The following is a 15,050-nucleotide window of genomic DNA, read 5'->3' as shown; positions in this document are numbered from 1 at the left end:
CCGCCCGTCATGAGTCATGCCGGGACTTCTTCAGCCGGGTGATGACTGTGGGGCAGGGAGGCTGCGTCAGGACGCCGTGCGCCGTTGATCCGAGCAGGAGCCTGCCAAAGCTTCCCCTGCCCCGGCTGCCCAGGACCAGCATCCTGGCGTTCGCGGCTGCGCGGACCAGGGCGTCTGCAGGTTCCATAACGGTTTCCAGGACTGCGTGGACCACAAGGCCCGGGTAGTCCTGGCGGAGCCCCGCCACAGTCTCGGACAGGACAACCTGTTCCTCTTCCACCACATGTCCGGCGAAGCTGCTGGAGGGCAGGCCCGCCTTGATCCAGCGGTTGGGGCCGGTGAACGCGTACAGGACGGTGAGTTCCTCACCCAGCGCATCAGCCTCGGCCGCGGCGAACGCCACGGCCTGCGTGGACTCCCTCGACCCGTCCACACCCACCACCACACCCTGCCCGCCGCCCTGGCCTGCCCCGACCACGGCCACCGGGGATTCGGCCGTGGCTGCTGCCTGGAGGGCCCGGTCGGTCAGCGCACCTCGGGAGTGGCCGCTGCTGCCCAGGACCAGCATCGAGGCGTTTTCCGAGTACTTGCCAAGGGATGCCCCAACGCTTCCTTCCAGCAGTTCGAGCGAAACCTGAAGGTCAGGTTCTGCGCTGCGCACCGTTTCTCCGGCTTCTTCCAGCATGTCCATCGCCGACTTGCGCAGGACGTCGATGTAGGGGAGCGCTTCTATCCTTTCGCCTGCCATCCAGCGGTCGTCGAGGACATGGAGGATGGCCAACGGCACCTTTTGCCTTCGGGCACGGGCGGCTGCCCACTGCAGGGCCGTCCTGGAAGGGGCGGAGTCGGAGATGCCGACGGCGACGGGCTTGTGTGCGTCCATGGGTGACCTTCCGTGGTGCTGCTGGTGCTGACAGTTCTTAATGCCGGGCAGGGCTTCAGGCCCTGTCGGCCGGTTCCTGCGGGGCCCACCACCGGGTTGGCGGGGCGATAACGAATCTCCTCCCGGTGATTTCCTCGGGCGTTACCCGGATGAGGCTGTCCTTGGCCCCTGCCTGCCAGGGAGACAAACCTGCGTCGGAGGCATCCTGGAAGTCCTCGGTGTCGTCCACGACTGCAGCGTGCCCCTTCACCACCACGCTCCACGCAATGGTGCCGTACTGGTTCAGCCCGTCGGCCTCCAGGGACACTGCCTTGCGGCCGGCCACTGCATCCATCTTCGTTCCCGGGCCGGTGCGGATGAGCAGGGTGCCGTTGCTGGGCACGAAGTTGACGGGGAAGATCTCCACCGTGTCGCCGCGGGTAAAGGCCATCCGGCACACGGACGTTGACCGCAGGTATCTCCAGCAGTCATGCACTCCAAGGTTTTCGGGTTCCGGTTCTGTTGCGGCTGTGTCCATGGCCGTAGCCTAGGCCGCGGAGCGGGGCCGGGCTAGGGAAGAAGGTCCTGCTGCAGCCGGTCCCGGCGGCAGCTGGAATCCGGCGTTCCAAAAATGGGGCATTTCAGACCTTGACTTCCTCTCCTAGACTGGTGCCGGGACGTCGCTTCGTACTCAGGCAGAAGCGGCGTTGCCGGGGGAACCACTTCCCGGACGCGTGCAACACCGCTGAGGGCCCGCAACGACGCAGGCACTTTCCACAGGAGGTCGGACATGAGCACTGAGCCGTGGAGCTCTCCCATGAAGGAACGGGCCGAAGACCTCCTCCGGGACTTCGTAGCCCGCGCAGATGAGCTTCTGCAAACCCAGGAACGAATGAACGGCCTTCTTGCCGCCGTCGTTGCCCTTGCCCAGGACCTGAGCCTGGAAGCCGTGCTGGACCGCCTTGTCCGGTCAGCGTGTGAACTGGTGGGTGCGAAGTACGGCGCCATGGGGGTGATCGCGGAGGACCGCAGCCTGAGCCACTTCATCACCGTCGGAGTCGACGAAGAGGACATCCGGTCCATTGGTGACCTGCCTACGGGGCACGGCGTCCTGGGACACCTCATCCGGGAGCCGCGGCCGTTGAGGCTCCACGACCTCGGCCAGCACCCCATGGCCTCAGGCTTTCCTCCCAACCATCCCCCGATGAACACCTTTCTTGGAGTGCCGGTCCGTGTCCGGGACGAAGTGTTCGGAAACCTCTACCTGACGGAAAAGGACGGCGGGCAGGACTTCACGCCGGAGGATGAAGACCTTGCCGTGGCCCTGGCCGCCGCTGCCGGGGTGGCCATCCAGAATGCCCGGCTGTTCGAGGACAGCAAGCGGCGCCAAAAATGGCTGGAGGCGGGGATGGAACTGAGCAGCAGGCTGATCATGGCGCCGCATCCCGGAGACTCGGACAACCTTGACCTGGTGGCCGAAACCGCCCTGCGGGTGTCAGACTCCGCGCTTGCCGTGATTGCTGTTCCGGCTGGTGACGGTGCCTTGAGGTGCAGGTCCTCCCTGGGCGTCCAGGGCCTGCAGGCGGGGCAGGAAATCGGCGCTTCCGATGCCGTCTCAAGGGTCATCGAGACGGGGGAGTCCCGCGTGGTGCGTGATCCCCAGCAGGTGTTTGGTGACCAGGTGGCGGAAAAGCTGGGCTCGGTGCTGGTGTGCGCCATCGGCCACAGCAACAGCGAGAACGGCGTGCTGCTCCTCGCCCGTCCGCAGGGATCGACTGCCTACAGCCAGGCCGAGGCGGAATCCAGCTCTATTTTCGGGAGCAGGATCGGGCTGGCACTCGACCTTGCACGGGTCCATGCGCTCCGTGAACAGAACCTCCTGTTCACGGACCGGGAGCGGATTGCCCGTGACCTGCACGATCTTGTCATCCAGCGGCTTTTCGCCTCCGGCCTGAGTATCCAGAGCCTCCGCCGCTACACCCTGGACCCCATAGCGCACGAACGGATAGCCACGGTCACGTCCGAACTGGACGACACCATCCGGAAACTGAGGGACACCATCTATTCCCTTCGGACCGGCGAGGAAAACCATGAACCGCTGACCAGCCGGATCCTGGGAGTGGTCCAGGATAATTCCCGCAGCTACGCCGTGGAACCGAAAGTGGCCTTTGCCGGTCCCGTGGACTCAGTCCGGGAGAACGTTGCCGGCCATGTGCTGTCCGTTCTTTCCGAGGGACTGAGCAACGCCGCCCGCCACTCCGGTGCCAAGGAGATACGGGTTGCCGTGTCCGTCACCCAGCGCCAGGTTGAGCTGGTGATCCAGGACAACGGGTGCGGTTTTGACGAACCCGCACACGTGAGCGGGCTGGCCAATATGCGGCACCGGGCGGAAATGCTGGGTGGCAGCTGCACCATCAGGAGCGCGCCGGGGGAGGGCACCAGGATTACGTGGACCGCCCAGCGCCTGTGACGGAACCGGAAACCGGCCCGCCCTGAACTGCTGCCATTGACCGGCAGCTGCGGGTCCAGGGGACCGGCTACTGCCCGTCCTGGGTGTTCCGCGTGACGTACACGGCGGCCTGTGTCCTCCGCTCGAATCCCAGCTTCGCCAGGATGGATGAGACGTAGTTCTTCACTGTCTTCTCGGCCAGGAAGAGCTCCTCGCCGATCTGGCGGTTCGTCATGCCCTGGCCGATCAGGGCCAGGACCTTTTGTTCCTGGGCGCTGAGCGCTTCCAGCCGGGGGTCTGTCTGGGTCTTGGAAAGCCCGGCGATGATCCGCTCCCTGACTCCGGGCTCAAAAAGGGACTCGCCGGCGGCAGCCTTCCTGATCCCGGCGAGGAGGTCGTCGCTCCTGATCTGCTTGAGGATGTACCCGGATGCTCCTGCCAGGACGGCGCCGCGGATGGCCTGCTCGTCGTCGTAGCTCGTCAGGATCAGGCAGTGCAGGCGCGGGTCCAGCGAGCGCACGTCCCGGCAGACCTCGATGCCGGTGCCGTCCGGGAGCCGTCCGTCCAGGATCGCGATGTCCGGCTGCAGCGCCGGAATGCGTCGCGTCGCCTCCGCCGCGGACCCGCTTTCCCCGACCACCTCGAACCCCTCGCCCTCCAGCAAGTCCTTCAGGCCCTGCCGGACAAGCTCATGGTCATCGAGAATGAACACGCGAAGCGGCTCCTGGGGATTTGCAGCCCCGTCCGGGCCTGACTCATGCCTTTGCACCCTATGCTCCCAATTGTCTTAAGGACTATGCCCGCACTTCTGTGCCGGCAGCCCGTGCCAGGGGCCTAGGGCGTGTCTCCTAAATCTCAGGCTCTTTATCCGAGATGCTTGATGGGTGTCTCGTACTTCTGTTTTGACTGACGGGCAGTGGTCCCAAATTCAGCCGTTGCTGCCGTCCTCCGCTGGCCGCCGGGGTCGTCCTTTCCGGGACGACCGCCGGGTGGTCGAAGGCATCATTTACCGATATCGGTGCGGGATCGCCTGGCGTGACGTGCCTGCGGAGTTTGGTCCCTGGCAGACCATCTGGAAGCGGCACCGCCGCTACAGCGGTGACGGCACCTGGGACACCATCCTGGCAGCGCTGCTGACGACTGCGGATGCCCGCGGTGAAGTGGATTGGTCGGTCTCGGTCGACTCGACGGTGAACCGTGCCCACCAGCACGGGACCAACCTTCCCCGCACCACAGGGGGCCTGCTCGAATTACATGAATCTGTTTGCTGAGCCCGAAGATCACGCCATCGGGCGCTCCCGCGGTGGATTAAGTACCAAGATTCACGCCTTGGTCGACGGTAAAGGCAGGCCGCTGGTGCTGCTCGTTGCCCCCGGCCAGGGCGGGGATGCACCCATGTTCACCCACCTGATGGACCAACTGAAGATCAACCGCGCAGGTCCGGGCAGGCCGCGCACCCGCCCGGACCGTGTACGCGGTGACAAGGCATACTCCTCCAGAGCAATCAGGACCCATCTTCGCGACCGCGGCATTGTCGCTGTCATCCCGCAACCATCCGATCAGATCGGCCATCGAAAACGACGAGGATCCACCGGCGGCCGCCCTCCAGCCTTCGACAAAGAGGACTACAAGGGCCGCAACGTCGTCGAACGAAACTTCAACACCTTCAAGCAGTGGCGCGCCCTGGCAACCCGATACGACAAACTTGCCCTCACCTACCGCGGCGGAGCAGTCCTCCGGGCCATCAGCATCTGGCTGACAGCTTTAGGAGACACGCCCTAGTCCCATCCTTCCTTCCGCGCGGACCCGCCGGAAGGGACCAAAGTCTGGAGTCCTGATCATACAACCGCCCCCTTCACCGGCCGCTGCCCCCGACGGCCCGGCGCCACCGGCCGGCCGGTGACTTTCGGCCCTATCCCGCTGCCCGGACCCTGTACAGTCTGGGAGCAGACCCAAGAGATCGGAGCCTCATGGACGCCCCCGAGCGGCACCCCAGGATTGTCGTAGGCGTGGACGGTTCCGACGCCTCGATAGCGGCCCTTCATGCAGCCGGGTCATTGGCGGGGCCACTCGGGGCAACGGTGGAAGTCTGGGCCTGCTGGGATGTGCCTCCCGGCTATGGGCTGTACCTCGTGGTGGGCATCGAGGGCTTCGAATACGCCGCCAGGCAGTCACTGGAGCAGGCCCTTGCGGACGCTTTCGGCCCCGAACTGCCCGCATTTGTCCATCCACGGGTTGTGCGGGGAAAAGCCAGCGAGCAGTTGATTGAGGGGAGCCGGAACGCCTCCCTCCTCATCGTGGGACGGCGCGGTCACGGCAGCCTGGTGCTGGGTTCGGTGAGTTCGGCGTGCGTCAGCCACGCCCACTGCCCGGTCCTGGTGGTCCACGCCCCGGAGGAAGCCGCACACCGACAAAAAGGAAGCCACGCACGGAAAAGCGATGACGGGCAGTAAGTCCGGGTCATCGGCTATGGTGCGTGCCGTCGTCGTGCGCTCCGCCGTGCTGGCCCGCGGCTTCTCCGGTCAATTCGTGCAGCCCCTGCACTGATTCAGCAAGGGACATGTCCGGGGACTGGACAATGAAGGGCATCAGGAGGCGGTTTTCCTTGTCCAGGTGCAGGGCAAACAACCGTTGGATGGCAGAGCCGGCCACGGCGGCGGCAAGTCCGCTGGAGGTGCGCAGTTCCTCCACGAGATCGACTATCACTCGGTGCTCGGCCAGCATTCCCTCCACCAGGAGCCTTCCCTCGGGCGTGGCATGCGGTCCGCCATACAAAGGGCCCTCTTCGGCCAGGGCATGGGGAATCAGGTGGGTGTCGCACCAGTCCAGGAGCGTGGCCTGCGCTGCACCTTCGGCCGCAGCATCACGTGCCTCCACGGCTTCCACCAGGAGGGCCACCAGGCCGTTGAGGTGTTTGAGCATGTGCGCATGATGTCTCTCAACCGCCTGGAGTGCCTCTGCCTCGGCGGCAGCGTCCTTGGTGTGATTCATGGTCCCTTATCCTTCCCAGCGGTTTCGCAGGCCGGCGCACGCAGCAGGCCTGCGCACGCGGGGGCCGGCAGCGTCCGCCCGTTGGTGGCGTTAAGTATGGGCACGGGGACCGGGCGGGTGGCAGAGCCATTGGTCCCCTACTCTGGGAGGGTGGCTGCCGAGGGATCCGTTGCGACGCACGGAAACACGTTCCTACCCCGTTGGGTGGGGTGGGTGGGCTGTGGCGAGGCCCTGGGATTCCTTGCCCCTGCCACCGCCCAGTTCGTCTGGGCTGCCGTATGGCCCACGGCGGCAGTGCCGCTGCTGGTGCTTGCAGGCTTTGTTGAGGGTGCCGTCCTGGGGTGGTTCCAGGTGCGGGTTCTCAGGACCAGGCTCCCCGCCGTTTCCGCCCGGCGCTGGGTGTTGCTCACGGCTGCCGGGGCCGTTGTTGCCTGGACTGTGGGCCTCACCTTTTTCGGCAACGGGTCCTGGCAGGGATGGCCGGCAGCAGCCCAATTCATTACGGGAACCGGGGCCGCGGTGGTGCTCCTGGTGTCGATTGGCTGCGCCCAATGGTTCGAACTGCGCCGCCACGTCCCGCTGGCCTGGCGGTGGATCGCCGGAAGTGCCGCCGCCTGGGCCCTGGGACTGGGAGTCTTTATGGCAGTTGCAACCCCGCTCTGGCAGCCTGGCCAGGACCTGTGGCTCACAGCCGCCATCGGGATGGGGGCGGCCGTCCTGATGGCACTGGCCATGGCCGCAGTGACCGGCCTGGTGATGGTCCGGCTCCTGCCAACGCCATGAGGACGCTGCCCCGGTGCGGCAAAGATGCTGGAATGCTGGACCTGCCTAGAACGTGTGGCGCCGGAAGCGCTTGTCCACGGCGACAACGAGTGAAGCCAGCACGGCGATGCCCAGGATCCGCAGCCACGTGTCCACGCTGATGGGGGCCGTGTGGAAGAGTCCGTTCATCACCGGTGAGTAGGTGATGGCCAGCTGGCCGGCCGCCTGGACCAGGACGCCCAGGATCACCCAGCGGTTGCTGAAGAAGCCGATCCGCCAGACAGACCTCGTGAGGGAACGGCAGCTGAAGAGGTAGAACAGTTCCACCGCCACAAAGACGTTCACGGCGGCAGTCCGGGCTTCGGCAAGGGACGCACCACCGGCCAGTTCGAGTTCGAATATCCACCAGGTGCCTGCCACGAGCAGCGTGGAGACCAGCAGGATACGGAGCGTGAGGGTCCAGGTCAGGAGTGGCCTGCCGGGCGCCCGGGGTGGGCGGGACATGAGGCCCGGCTCCTTCGGTTCGAAGGCCAGCATCAGGCCCAGGCACACAGCGGTGGTCATGTTGATCCAGAGGATCTGGGTGGGCAGGACCGGCAGCGTTGCTCCGGCCAGGATTGCCACGAGGATCACCAGGCCTTCCCCCATGTTGGTGGGCAGCGTCCAGACGATGAATTTGGTCAGGTTGTCAAAGACGTTCCTGCCTTCCTCGACAGCTGCTTCAATCGTGGCGAAGTCGTCGTCCGTTAGGACGATGTCCGAGGCCTCCTTCGCCACTTCCGTCCCCGACCGTCCCATGGCGATGCCAACGTTGGCCTGGCGGAGTGCCGGCGCATCGTTGACGCCGTCCCCGGTCATGGCGGCCACGTGCCCCCGGGACTGCAGGGCACCGATGAGGCGGAGCTTCTGCTCGGGCGACACCCGCGCGAAGACGGTTGCGCGCTCCACCGCATCCGGCAGCTGGTCTTCTGGAATCGCGTCCAGCTCGGTTCCGGTCAGGGCTGTCCCGTCCGCCCGGTCCGCGGTGATGCCTACGGCCCCGGCGATGGTGGCGGCAGTTCCCACGTGGTCCCCGGTGATCATCTTGACGGCCACTCCGGCCTGGTGGCAGGCACGGACTGCCGCCGCGGCCGCCTCCCGCGGCGGATCGAACATCGCCTGGAGTCCTGTCAGCGTCATGTGCCCGTGCAGGTTTGCGTCGGAGAGGGCGGTGCCGGCAGGCAGGTGCATAACGGCAGTCGCCAGGACCCGCAGGCCTGTGCCGGCAAACCGGTGGGCAACCTCCAGGACAGCCTGCGTAGTGAGGTGCCCTTCGACGCCGTGGCTGTCCATCTGCCTGGAGCACAGCTCCAGTACCCTTTCCACGGCGCCCTTCACCAACACGGTGTCCTGCCCGGTGGCGCTGCCGTCCGGAAGCCGGGGGGAGTGGAGGGTGGCCATGTATTGGCGCTCCGACGTGAACGGCAGTGCGCCGCGGCGCGGGGTGGCGGCGAGGAAGTGCGCGGCGTCCACGCCGCCCTTGCCGGCGGCCACCAGCATCGCGGCCTCCGTGGGATCCCCCTGGACCTGCCAGGCGTCCCCTTCCCTGATCACTTTCGCGTCATTGCAGGCGCCGCCCGCCAGCAGGGACCAGTGCAACGCAACGTCCGCCGTCGCCGTCGCCGCCGCCCCACCAGCCTCTTCCGCGGCGCAGCGGACACCTGCACCTGCGGGAAGGATGCGCCCCTCCGGGCCGTACCCGGAGCCAGTCACGTCGTACGTGCCGGCCGGAGTCCAGATGGCCCGCACCGTCATCTGGTTTTCGGTGAACGTGCCGGTCTTGTCAGAACAGATCACGGTGGTGCTGCCCAGCGTCTCAACAACCGGCAGCCGGCGCACCACCGCCCGGCGCCTGGCCATCCGGCGGACGCCGATGGCGAGCGTTACCGTGACCGCCGCGGGAAGGCCTTCCGGGATTGCCCCCACCGCCAGCGCGACGGCGGCAGTAAACATTTGGTCGGGCTCCTGGCCGCGTGCCACGCCTGCAAGGAAGGCCACGGCGGCCAAGGCAAGGATGGCCACGGTGAGCGTCATGCTGAAGCGTGCCAGCTTTTGGGTCAGGGGGGTGGCCACCGGCTGGACCGCGCCCATCAGCCGATGGATCTCACCGAGCTCCGTCTCGCCGCCGATGGCGACGACGACCCCGGCGCCCGTGCCGGCCGTCACCAGGGTGCCGCTGTAGACCATGTTCCGGCGGTCCGCCACCGGTGTGGTCAGGGGAAGGACCACCTCGTCCTTTGCCACTGCGTCGGATTCGCCTGTCAGCGCGGATTCGTCCGCACGCAGGCCGGACAGCCGGACCAGCCGCAGGTCGGCCGGTACCTTGTCGCCGGCGTCGAGCAGGACCAGGTCGCCGGGGACCAGGTCCTCCGAGGGAACCTCCTGCCTTTGCCCGTCCCTGACCACCACCGCACGCGTGCGGACCAGGGAGTGGAGTGCATCCAGGGCAGCCTCTGCCCGTACTTCCTGGACAAAGCCAATCACCGTGTTCACCAGGACGACGGCCAGGATGACGCCCGAATCCAGGTACTCACCAAGGAACAACGTGACGGCCGCCGCTGCCAGCAGCACGTACACCAGCGGATTGTTGAACTGCCGCGCAAGTTTCCGGAAGATCCCCCCGCCGCGTGAGCGCGGAAGGACGTTGGCGCCGAACTGGACCTGGCGGCGGGCCACCTCCTCGGACGCGAGGCCCTGCACGTGGTCCGTCCCGAGCAGCAGGACCACCTCATGGAGGGGGAGCCCGTGGTGTGCGGGGTCAGCCGTTCCGCCGGCTGCCGCAGCCGGACGCCTGCCGGTGGATCCCGCCTGCCTGGTCCTTTCCATGACTGGCCCTTTCTCTCCTAGGGGGCCAGCAGCGCGTCAAGGGTCGAGAAGCCGTACCCTGCGCCGCTGATCCGGTCGATGATGTCCGGCAGCGCGTCGGCGTCAAGCGTGGAACCGTCGTCGGGATTCGAACCGATGTGCATGAGGACGATTTCGCCCGGCTGCAGGGCGGCCAGCGTGCGGTCCGCGACCGCCTGCGCGGTCACGCCGCCACTGGTTCCCTTCCACCCCAGGGTGTCCACGGTCCACCGGACCGCAACGTAGCCGAGGCTGTTGACAGCGGCAATGGTGCGGGCATCCCGTTCACCGAAAGGGAAGCGGAACAGCGGGCGCGGATCGCCTCCGGCCGCCAGGATGGTTTGCTCCGCTCCCCGGACCTGCCGCGCTATCTGCGTGCCGTCCAGCCCGGTGAAACCCGGATGGGTCATGGAGTGGTTGGCCACGCGGTGCCCCGTGGAGACAATCTGGCCCACCCCGCCGGGGTTGGCCTCCACCCAGTTGCCGGTGAGGAAGAACGTGCCCGTGACCCCTTTGGCTGACAGGGTGGACAGGATTTTCGGCAGTCCCGCAGCGTTGGCACCGGCATCAAAAGTCAGCGCCACCACGCGGCCCGCGTTCGGGATGGCCGTGAGGTCCTGCCCCAGGAGCGCGGAAGGGAACGGCGCCGCCGGCGGCCCTGGATCCGGCGCAGGGCCGGGTCCGGCGTCCGGCGCGGACGGTGGGACCGGGACGGGCGGCACAGTGGCGGGTGGCTGGACAGGATCCTGCCCTGCCTCCGGCGTTTCCGTCGATGGCTCCACGGGCTGGGATGGAGAGGGCTGGGCTGTTGAGGGAGAGGCGCCGGAAGCAGCCGGGCCGGGGCTGGTGGACGCGCCCGGGGAAGTGGAGGGCGCCGCCGGCTGCGGAGGACTTTCCGCCGGTTCCCTCAGAAGGACGGCAAGAACGATGGCGAGGACAATCAGGGCAAGCACGACGGCGGCTGCCGCCATCCGCCGTCGTGCGTCACCTCGCAGCGGCTCCGTCAACGGCCTGCGCCTGCCGTAGTCCCGGCCACGTGGACCTCCTCCGGAATGTCCTAGGACTGTTTATCCGGGGTGTGGACCACCAGCACCGGGCAGTGGGCGTGGGCCACCAGGGCTGAGCTGACCGAGCCCAGCAGCAGCCCGCCGAAACCGCCGTGTCCGCGCCTTCCCACCACCACCATGTCCGCGTCGCGGCTGGCTTCGATCAGCGATTCGCGCGGATGGCCGCGGACCAGGCTGGGAACAACGTTCGACGGCGTTTCGTCACCGAACGCTGTTTTGACCGCCTGGTCGAGGATCTCCCCGGCGCGCTCCTCGAAGCCTTCAATGCCCATCATCACGTAGCCCGCATAGACCTGCGGGTAATCCCAGTAGGCGTTGGCCAGGACCTTCGCGCCCAGCGGAGTTGCCAGGCGCTGGGCCTGCCGCAAGGCTTCGATGGACGGTTCCGAGCCGTCGACGCCCACAAGGATCCGGGCAAATGGTGCTCCAGCAGTACTCATCTCAGCTCCTCAGGTGACCCGTGCGGTCCATCGTAATGATGTCCCGGCGGGACGACGGGAGGTAGGGCCGAAAGTCACTGCGGGGGTTCCCGGCAGGTTAAGGGAGAGTCGCTGGTGGCTCCTGCAGAGGTGGTTCCTGGCGTGGCGGTTCCTGGTGACCTGGTCCCACCACCGCGGGCGGGACGTCGGCGGGCCCCTGGTCAAGCCGGAACGGCGGGTATTCATCGCGCATCAGGGCGGTGTAGGCCAGGACGCGGTAGATCCAGCGGTTGATGCCGAGGATGAAATCGAACAGCGGCCGCTGGTACCGTCCGGTGAACAGCAAGGCAACCACGGCGACCAGGACGAGCAGGCCCAGCAGGGACGGGCCTGTTGCGCGCTCGTAGGTGGTCCCCAGATCAGTGGTTTCCGCCTCCCATGTCCATGTGGCGCCGGACAGTGCTGCGATGATCAGCAGATGCGGGAGGGACAGGAGCCACCACTTCACCAGGACCAGTCCGCGGGAGAGCCGCTCCGGGTAGTCCACGTCGAAGTCCGCCGGATAGTCCGTGCGTGCCAGGGTGAAGGGTGGGTAGCGGTCGGTGCCCGCGGCGGCGTAGGCGTAAAACGCCACCCGCCAGTTCCACCGCAGAACTCCCACGTTGAAGTCGAACAGCGGCCGGGGGTAGCGGCCGGTGAACAGGATGGCGAAGCCTGCCACAATCGTGGTCACGAGGAACGCAAACCACAGGAAGACCAGCACGATGAAGTGCGGGATCGCCAAGAACCACTTGACCAGCCACATCGCCCGGGACAGCGCGGGGTCAAGGTCACCGAAGAGCCGGGCGGGATAAGGGGCGCGGTCTACCCGGTCTGCGGCGCCGGGGAGGGGCAGCGGCCGAACTCCTTGGACCGCGGCTCCCGGCACGCCCGGCGCTCCCTGGGTGCCGGGGGCTGATGCCCCGATCCCTCCTCCTGCATACCCGGGCGGCGGTTCCTGTCCGGGCATTGGGGCAGACCCGGCCGCGTTGCCAGGCGGTGGGCCATACCCAGCTGCGTAGCCCGGCTGTGTGCCATATCCCGGCCCGTAACCTGTTGGCGGTCCGTACCCGGGCGGCGGTGCGGCAGGTCCGCGGGGATACTGCCGCGCGTGCCGGCCGAGCCCTACGGCGCCCAGGACCAGCAGGGGGATTCCGATGGCCAGTGCAACGGCCCCTCCCACCAGCAGCCCCGTGGCCGCCGGCATGATCAGATCGGAGCGGAAGCCCGCCTGCACCTCGGCGTCCACCCCAAGGCTGCCATCGGCGTTCATGATGACTATTGCCCAGCTGCCGGCCGCCAGGTCCCAGGTCAGTTCCTGTTCACCAGGGCCTGAGGCGGACGTGCTCCAGAACGCCTGCTCAGCAGGCGGTGCGGGCGTGCCGGTGCCTGGAATGTCACGGTATTCGGCCCGGAAGGGCCGGCTGTCCACTTCAAGCAGTTCCGAATGGTGCACGCCCGAAAGGTACCGCTCAACGTCGTCCTGCGGGGCAACCCCAATGAAGATCTCCTTGCCCGGGTCCGCGGACGTGGCCCGCAGCCTCAGCGTCCCGACGTCGAAAGGCAGGCGGGGCGGGATACCCTCGCCCACCGCATCAAGCCGGGGCGAGGTCAGGGCGTGGGACCCGACGGCCAGGCGGGCGGTGCCTGACGTGAGGTATCCGTCTCCCTGTGCGGATCCCACTACCGATGCCACCGCGCCTCCGGCCAGAGTGGCGAGGCCAACCATCGAGATGAGGATCCCAAGGATGAGCATTATTACTGAAGCAGTCTTCTTCATGGTGCCAACCCGGAACATAGGAGGAGGGACAGAAAATGAGCAGGAGAAGCGGGGGCCGGTCCGGCCTAGTTCTTGTTCTTGCTGGCCTGGATCCTGGTAATGACGGTGGGGCACGGCAGGTGCCGCAGAACGCCATGGGCCGTGGAGCCCAGCAGGAGCCGCTGGATCGCGCCCCTGCCGCGGTTGCCCACCACAAGCATCCTGGCGTTCAGGGCGGCATCCACCAGGGCTTCAACTGGACCCCGCTCGGTTTCCAGCACCTGGCGTACCTGCAGGCCTGGATAGTCCACCTTGAGCCCGGCCACCGTCTCGGCCAAAACAAGGCGCTCCTCTTCGGCGATCAACTCGGCGAGGCTCGTGGATGTCAGGCCGGCATCCACCACCCGGTCCGGGGCGATGATGGCATACACCACGGTCAGTTCGTCACCTTCCCGGTCTGCCTCTGCTGCGGCGAAAGCCACGGCCTGGGTGGCTTCCTTTGAACCGTCAACACCCACCACCACGCCGGAGCGGCCCTCCAGGTCCTGCGTTCCCACCACGGCCACCGGAACCTTCGAAGAGGCTGCGACCTGAAGGGCCCGGTCGGCCAGCGAACCGCCCAGGTGGCCGGTGCCCGAGCCGATGACCAGCATGGACGCCTTGGCTGAGTACTTCGCTAGCGAACGCCCTATGCTCCCGGTGAGGAGCCGGGTGGTAATGCTGATGGGGAACGCGTCCCGGACGCGTCCGGCCGCCGTCTGCAGGAGCCGGTCCCCGGCCTCTTCCATGACGCCGATCCATGGGTACGGCTCCGCCACCCACCTGTCGTCCACAACATGAAGGATCACCAGGGGCAAACCGGCCCGCTCCGCCCGGCGTGCAGCCCACAGCACCGCCGCCTGGCTCTGCGGTGAGTCGTTGGTGGCAGCCGCGATTGGTTTACGAGTTGTCATGGCCGGATCTCCTGGTTCGCGCGGGCGTGGTCACTTTCAAGACTGGCCCCGCGCCCACGGCAGACATAGGGCCAAAGGTCACGGCAAAATCCCGGCGTTGATGCGTTGTCAACAGCGCCACCATGTGGTCAGTATGCTTACTATCGTTACTCCAGCGGTTCACGAGAAAGGCATCACCATGACGGAACAGAACCTTCCCGACGAGGGTCTTGAAATTGTCCAGGATGACGACGTGCTCCTTGATGAGACGCCCGGCGCGGCTGCCTCCCTTGAACTTGACCCCGTGCATGGCGAGCCGGACAGCTACCCGGGCGCGGCCGAGAATAATCCGGACCGCTGGCAGGAGGATCCGCTGATCCAGGATGAGCCCGTTGCCGACGCCGAGTTTGGCGAGGCCGCTGCCAGCGATGCTGAGGAAACCTACGGCGGGTCGCCGCTCAGTGAATTCGAACCGGACGATCTGGAGCGTTGAGAAGCCGGAAAGCACGTAAGCCGGGCAGGTGAAGCCAGGGGACAGAAGACTCTGGCCCCCGACGGCCCCCTGCCGGGATAGTCGAGCAAGTGCCGGCAACAGGGCGGAGGAGCAGCGATGATGTACTGGGACGGGAACATGGGCGCCTGGGGTTTCGTCCTGATGGTGGTGAGCTTCATCCTGTTCTGGGGTGCGGTCATCGCTGCCATCGTCCTTTTTGCCCGCTCCATGTCCCCGGGTAACCGCGGGCGCGGAAGCGCCGGTCCCGGTCAAAGCGCGGCGGAGGACCTGCTTGCCGAACGCTTCGCCCGCGGCGACATAGACGAGACGGAATACACTTCGCGGCTGGCGGCGCTCCGCCGCGCCCGCGGAGCCTAGGCATCCGGCTGCCAGC

15 protein-coding genes are annotated in these 15,050 nt (G+C 66.9%); 6 read left to right on the top strand and 9 right to left on the bottom strand.

What is annotated here, in order from left to right; genetic code table 11:
* Positions 1-7: 7 nt before the first annotated feature.
* Together AC4BCK_RS11225 and AC4BCK_RS11220 are read right to left on the bottom strand one after the other, a co-directional pair.
* Positions 8-883 (bottom strand): universal stress protein, encoded by an 876-nt coding sequence (locus AC4BCK_RS11225; protein WP_251424201.1) that lies wholly within the window; start codon positions 881-883, stop codon positions 8-10.
* Positions 884-938: 55 nt separating this feature from the next.
* Positions 939-1,400: a pyridoxamine 5'-phosphate oxidase family protein gene (locus AC4BCK_RS11220; RefSeq protein WP_174180302.1), complete on the bottom strand. Its 462-nt coding sequence runs from the start codon at positions 1,398-1,400 to the stop codon at positions 939-941.
* A gap of 252 nt (positions 1,401-1,652) precedes the next feature.
* On the opposite strand from AC4BCK_RS11220, the gene AC4BCK_RS11215 reads away from it, so the two are divergent.
* Entirely contained in the window at positions 1,653-3,332 is a 1,680-nt protein-coding gene (locus AC4BCK_RS11215) for a GAF domain-containing sensor histidine kinase (protein ID WP_251424204.1), read from the top strand.
* 67 nt (positions 3,333-3,399) lie between these two features.
* On the opposite strand, the gene AC4BCK_RS11210 is transcribed toward AC4BCK_RS11215, so the two are convergent.
* Positions 3,400-4,023 (bottom strand): response regulator, encoded by a 624-nt coding sequence (locus AC4BCK_RS11210; RefSeq protein ID WP_174180304.1) that lies wholly within the window; start codon positions 4,021-4,023, stop codon positions 3,400-3,402.
* A 172-nt stretch (positions 4,024-4,195) separates the two neighbouring features.
* Between AC4BCK_RS11210 and AC4BCK_RS11205 the strand changes: the two genes are divergently transcribed.
* Positions 4,196-5,093, top strand: a protein-coding gene (locus AC4BCK_RS11205) for an IS5 family transposase (RefSeq protein ID WP_490565937.1) whose coding sequence is annotated in 2 segments (ribosomal slippage) — positions 4,196-4,546 and positions 4,548-5,093 — 897 coding nt in all. Because the reading frame shifts where the segments join, the coding sequence is not laid out codon by codon here.
* 188 nt (positions 5,094-5,281) lie between these two features.
* A complete protein-coding gene (locus AC4BCK_RS11200; RefSeq protein WP_364407266.1) occupies positions 5,282-5,764 on the top strand; it encodes a universal stress protein in 483 nt (160 codons plus the stop codon).
* A 7-nt stretch (positions 5,765-5,771) separates the two neighbouring features.
* Here AC4BCK_RS11200 and AC4BCK_RS11195 read toward each other — a convergent pair whose 3' ends face one another.
* Positions 5,772-6,302: a hemerythrin domain-containing protein gene (locus AC4BCK_RS11195; protein ID WP_363957322.1), complete on the bottom strand. Its 531-nt coding sequence runs from the start codon at positions 6,300-6,302 to the stop codon at positions 5,772-5,774.
* A gap of 150 nt (positions 6,303-6,452) precedes the next feature.
* Between AC4BCK_RS11195 and AC4BCK_RS11190 the strand changes: the two genes are divergently transcribed.
* The gene (locus AC4BCK_RS11190) at positions 6,453-7,085 is read left to right on the top strand and encodes a hypothetical protein (RefSeq protein ID WP_251425874.1); all 633 of its coding nucleotides are present in this window, start codon (positions 6,453-6,455) and stop codon (positions 7,083-7,085) included.
* Positions 7,086-7,130: 45 nt separating this feature from the next.
* On the opposite strand, the gene AC4BCK_RS11185 is transcribed toward AC4BCK_RS11190, so the two are convergent.
* The 5 genes from AC4BCK_RS11185 to AC4BCK_RS11165 form a co-directional block, all read right to left on the bottom strand.
* The gene (locus AC4BCK_RS11185; RefSeq protein WP_400640587.1) at positions 7,131-9,929 is read right to left on the bottom strand and encodes a cation-translocating P-type ATPase; all 2,799 of its coding nucleotides are present in this window, start codon (positions 9,927-9,929) and stop codon (positions 7,131-7,133) included.
* A 17-nt stretch (positions 9,930-9,946) separates the two neighbouring features.
* Positions 9,947-10,954, bottom strand: coding sequence for a polysaccharide deacetylase family protein (locus AC4BCK_RS11180; protein WP_490565936.1), 1,008 nt, complete (start codon positions 10,952-10,954; stop codon positions 9,947-9,949).
* 50 nt (positions 10,955-11,004) lie between these two features.
* Complete coding sequence (locus tag AC4BCK_RS11175) at positions 11,005-11,454, bottom strand: universal stress protein (protein WP_490565935.1); 450 nt, start codon at positions 11,452-11,454, stop codon at positions 11,005-11,007.
* Positions 11,455-11,551: 97 nt separating this feature from the next.
* Positions 11,552-13,252, bottom strand: coding sequence for a DUF4389 domain-containing protein (locus AC4BCK_RS11170; protein ID WP_490565934.1), 1,701 nt, complete (start codon positions 13,250-13,252; stop codon positions 11,552-11,554).
* A 65-nt stretch (positions 13,253-13,317) separates the two neighbouring features.
* Entirely contained in the window at positions 13,318-14,184 is an 867-nt protein-coding gene (locus AC4BCK_RS11165; protein ID WP_490565933.1) for a universal stress protein, read from the bottom strand.
* A gap of 178 nt (positions 14,185-14,362) precedes the next feature.
* On the opposite strand from AC4BCK_RS11165, the gene AC4BCK_RS11160 reads away from it, so the two are divergent.
* Both AC4BCK_RS11160 and AC4BCK_RS11155 read left to right on the top strand, forming a co-directional pair.
* A complete protein-coding gene (locus AC4BCK_RS11160; RefSeq protein WP_174182029.1) occupies positions 14,363-14,656 on the top strand; it encodes a hypothetical protein in 294 nt (97 codons plus the stop codon).
* A gap of 117 nt (positions 14,657-14,773) precedes the next feature.
* Positions 14,774-15,034 carry an SHOCT domain-containing protein gene (locus AC4BCK_RS11155; protein ID WP_174182027.1) on the top strand — a complete coding sequence of 87 codons (261 nt, stop codon included), beginning with the start codon at positions 14,774-14,776 and terminating at the stop codon, positions 15,032-15,034.
* Positions 15,035-15,050: the final 16 nt, after the last annotated feature.

Source organism: Pseudarthrobacter sp. As-47 (assembly GCF_058215595.1).
This window is presented reverse-complemented; position numbering and strand designations above follow the sequence as displayed.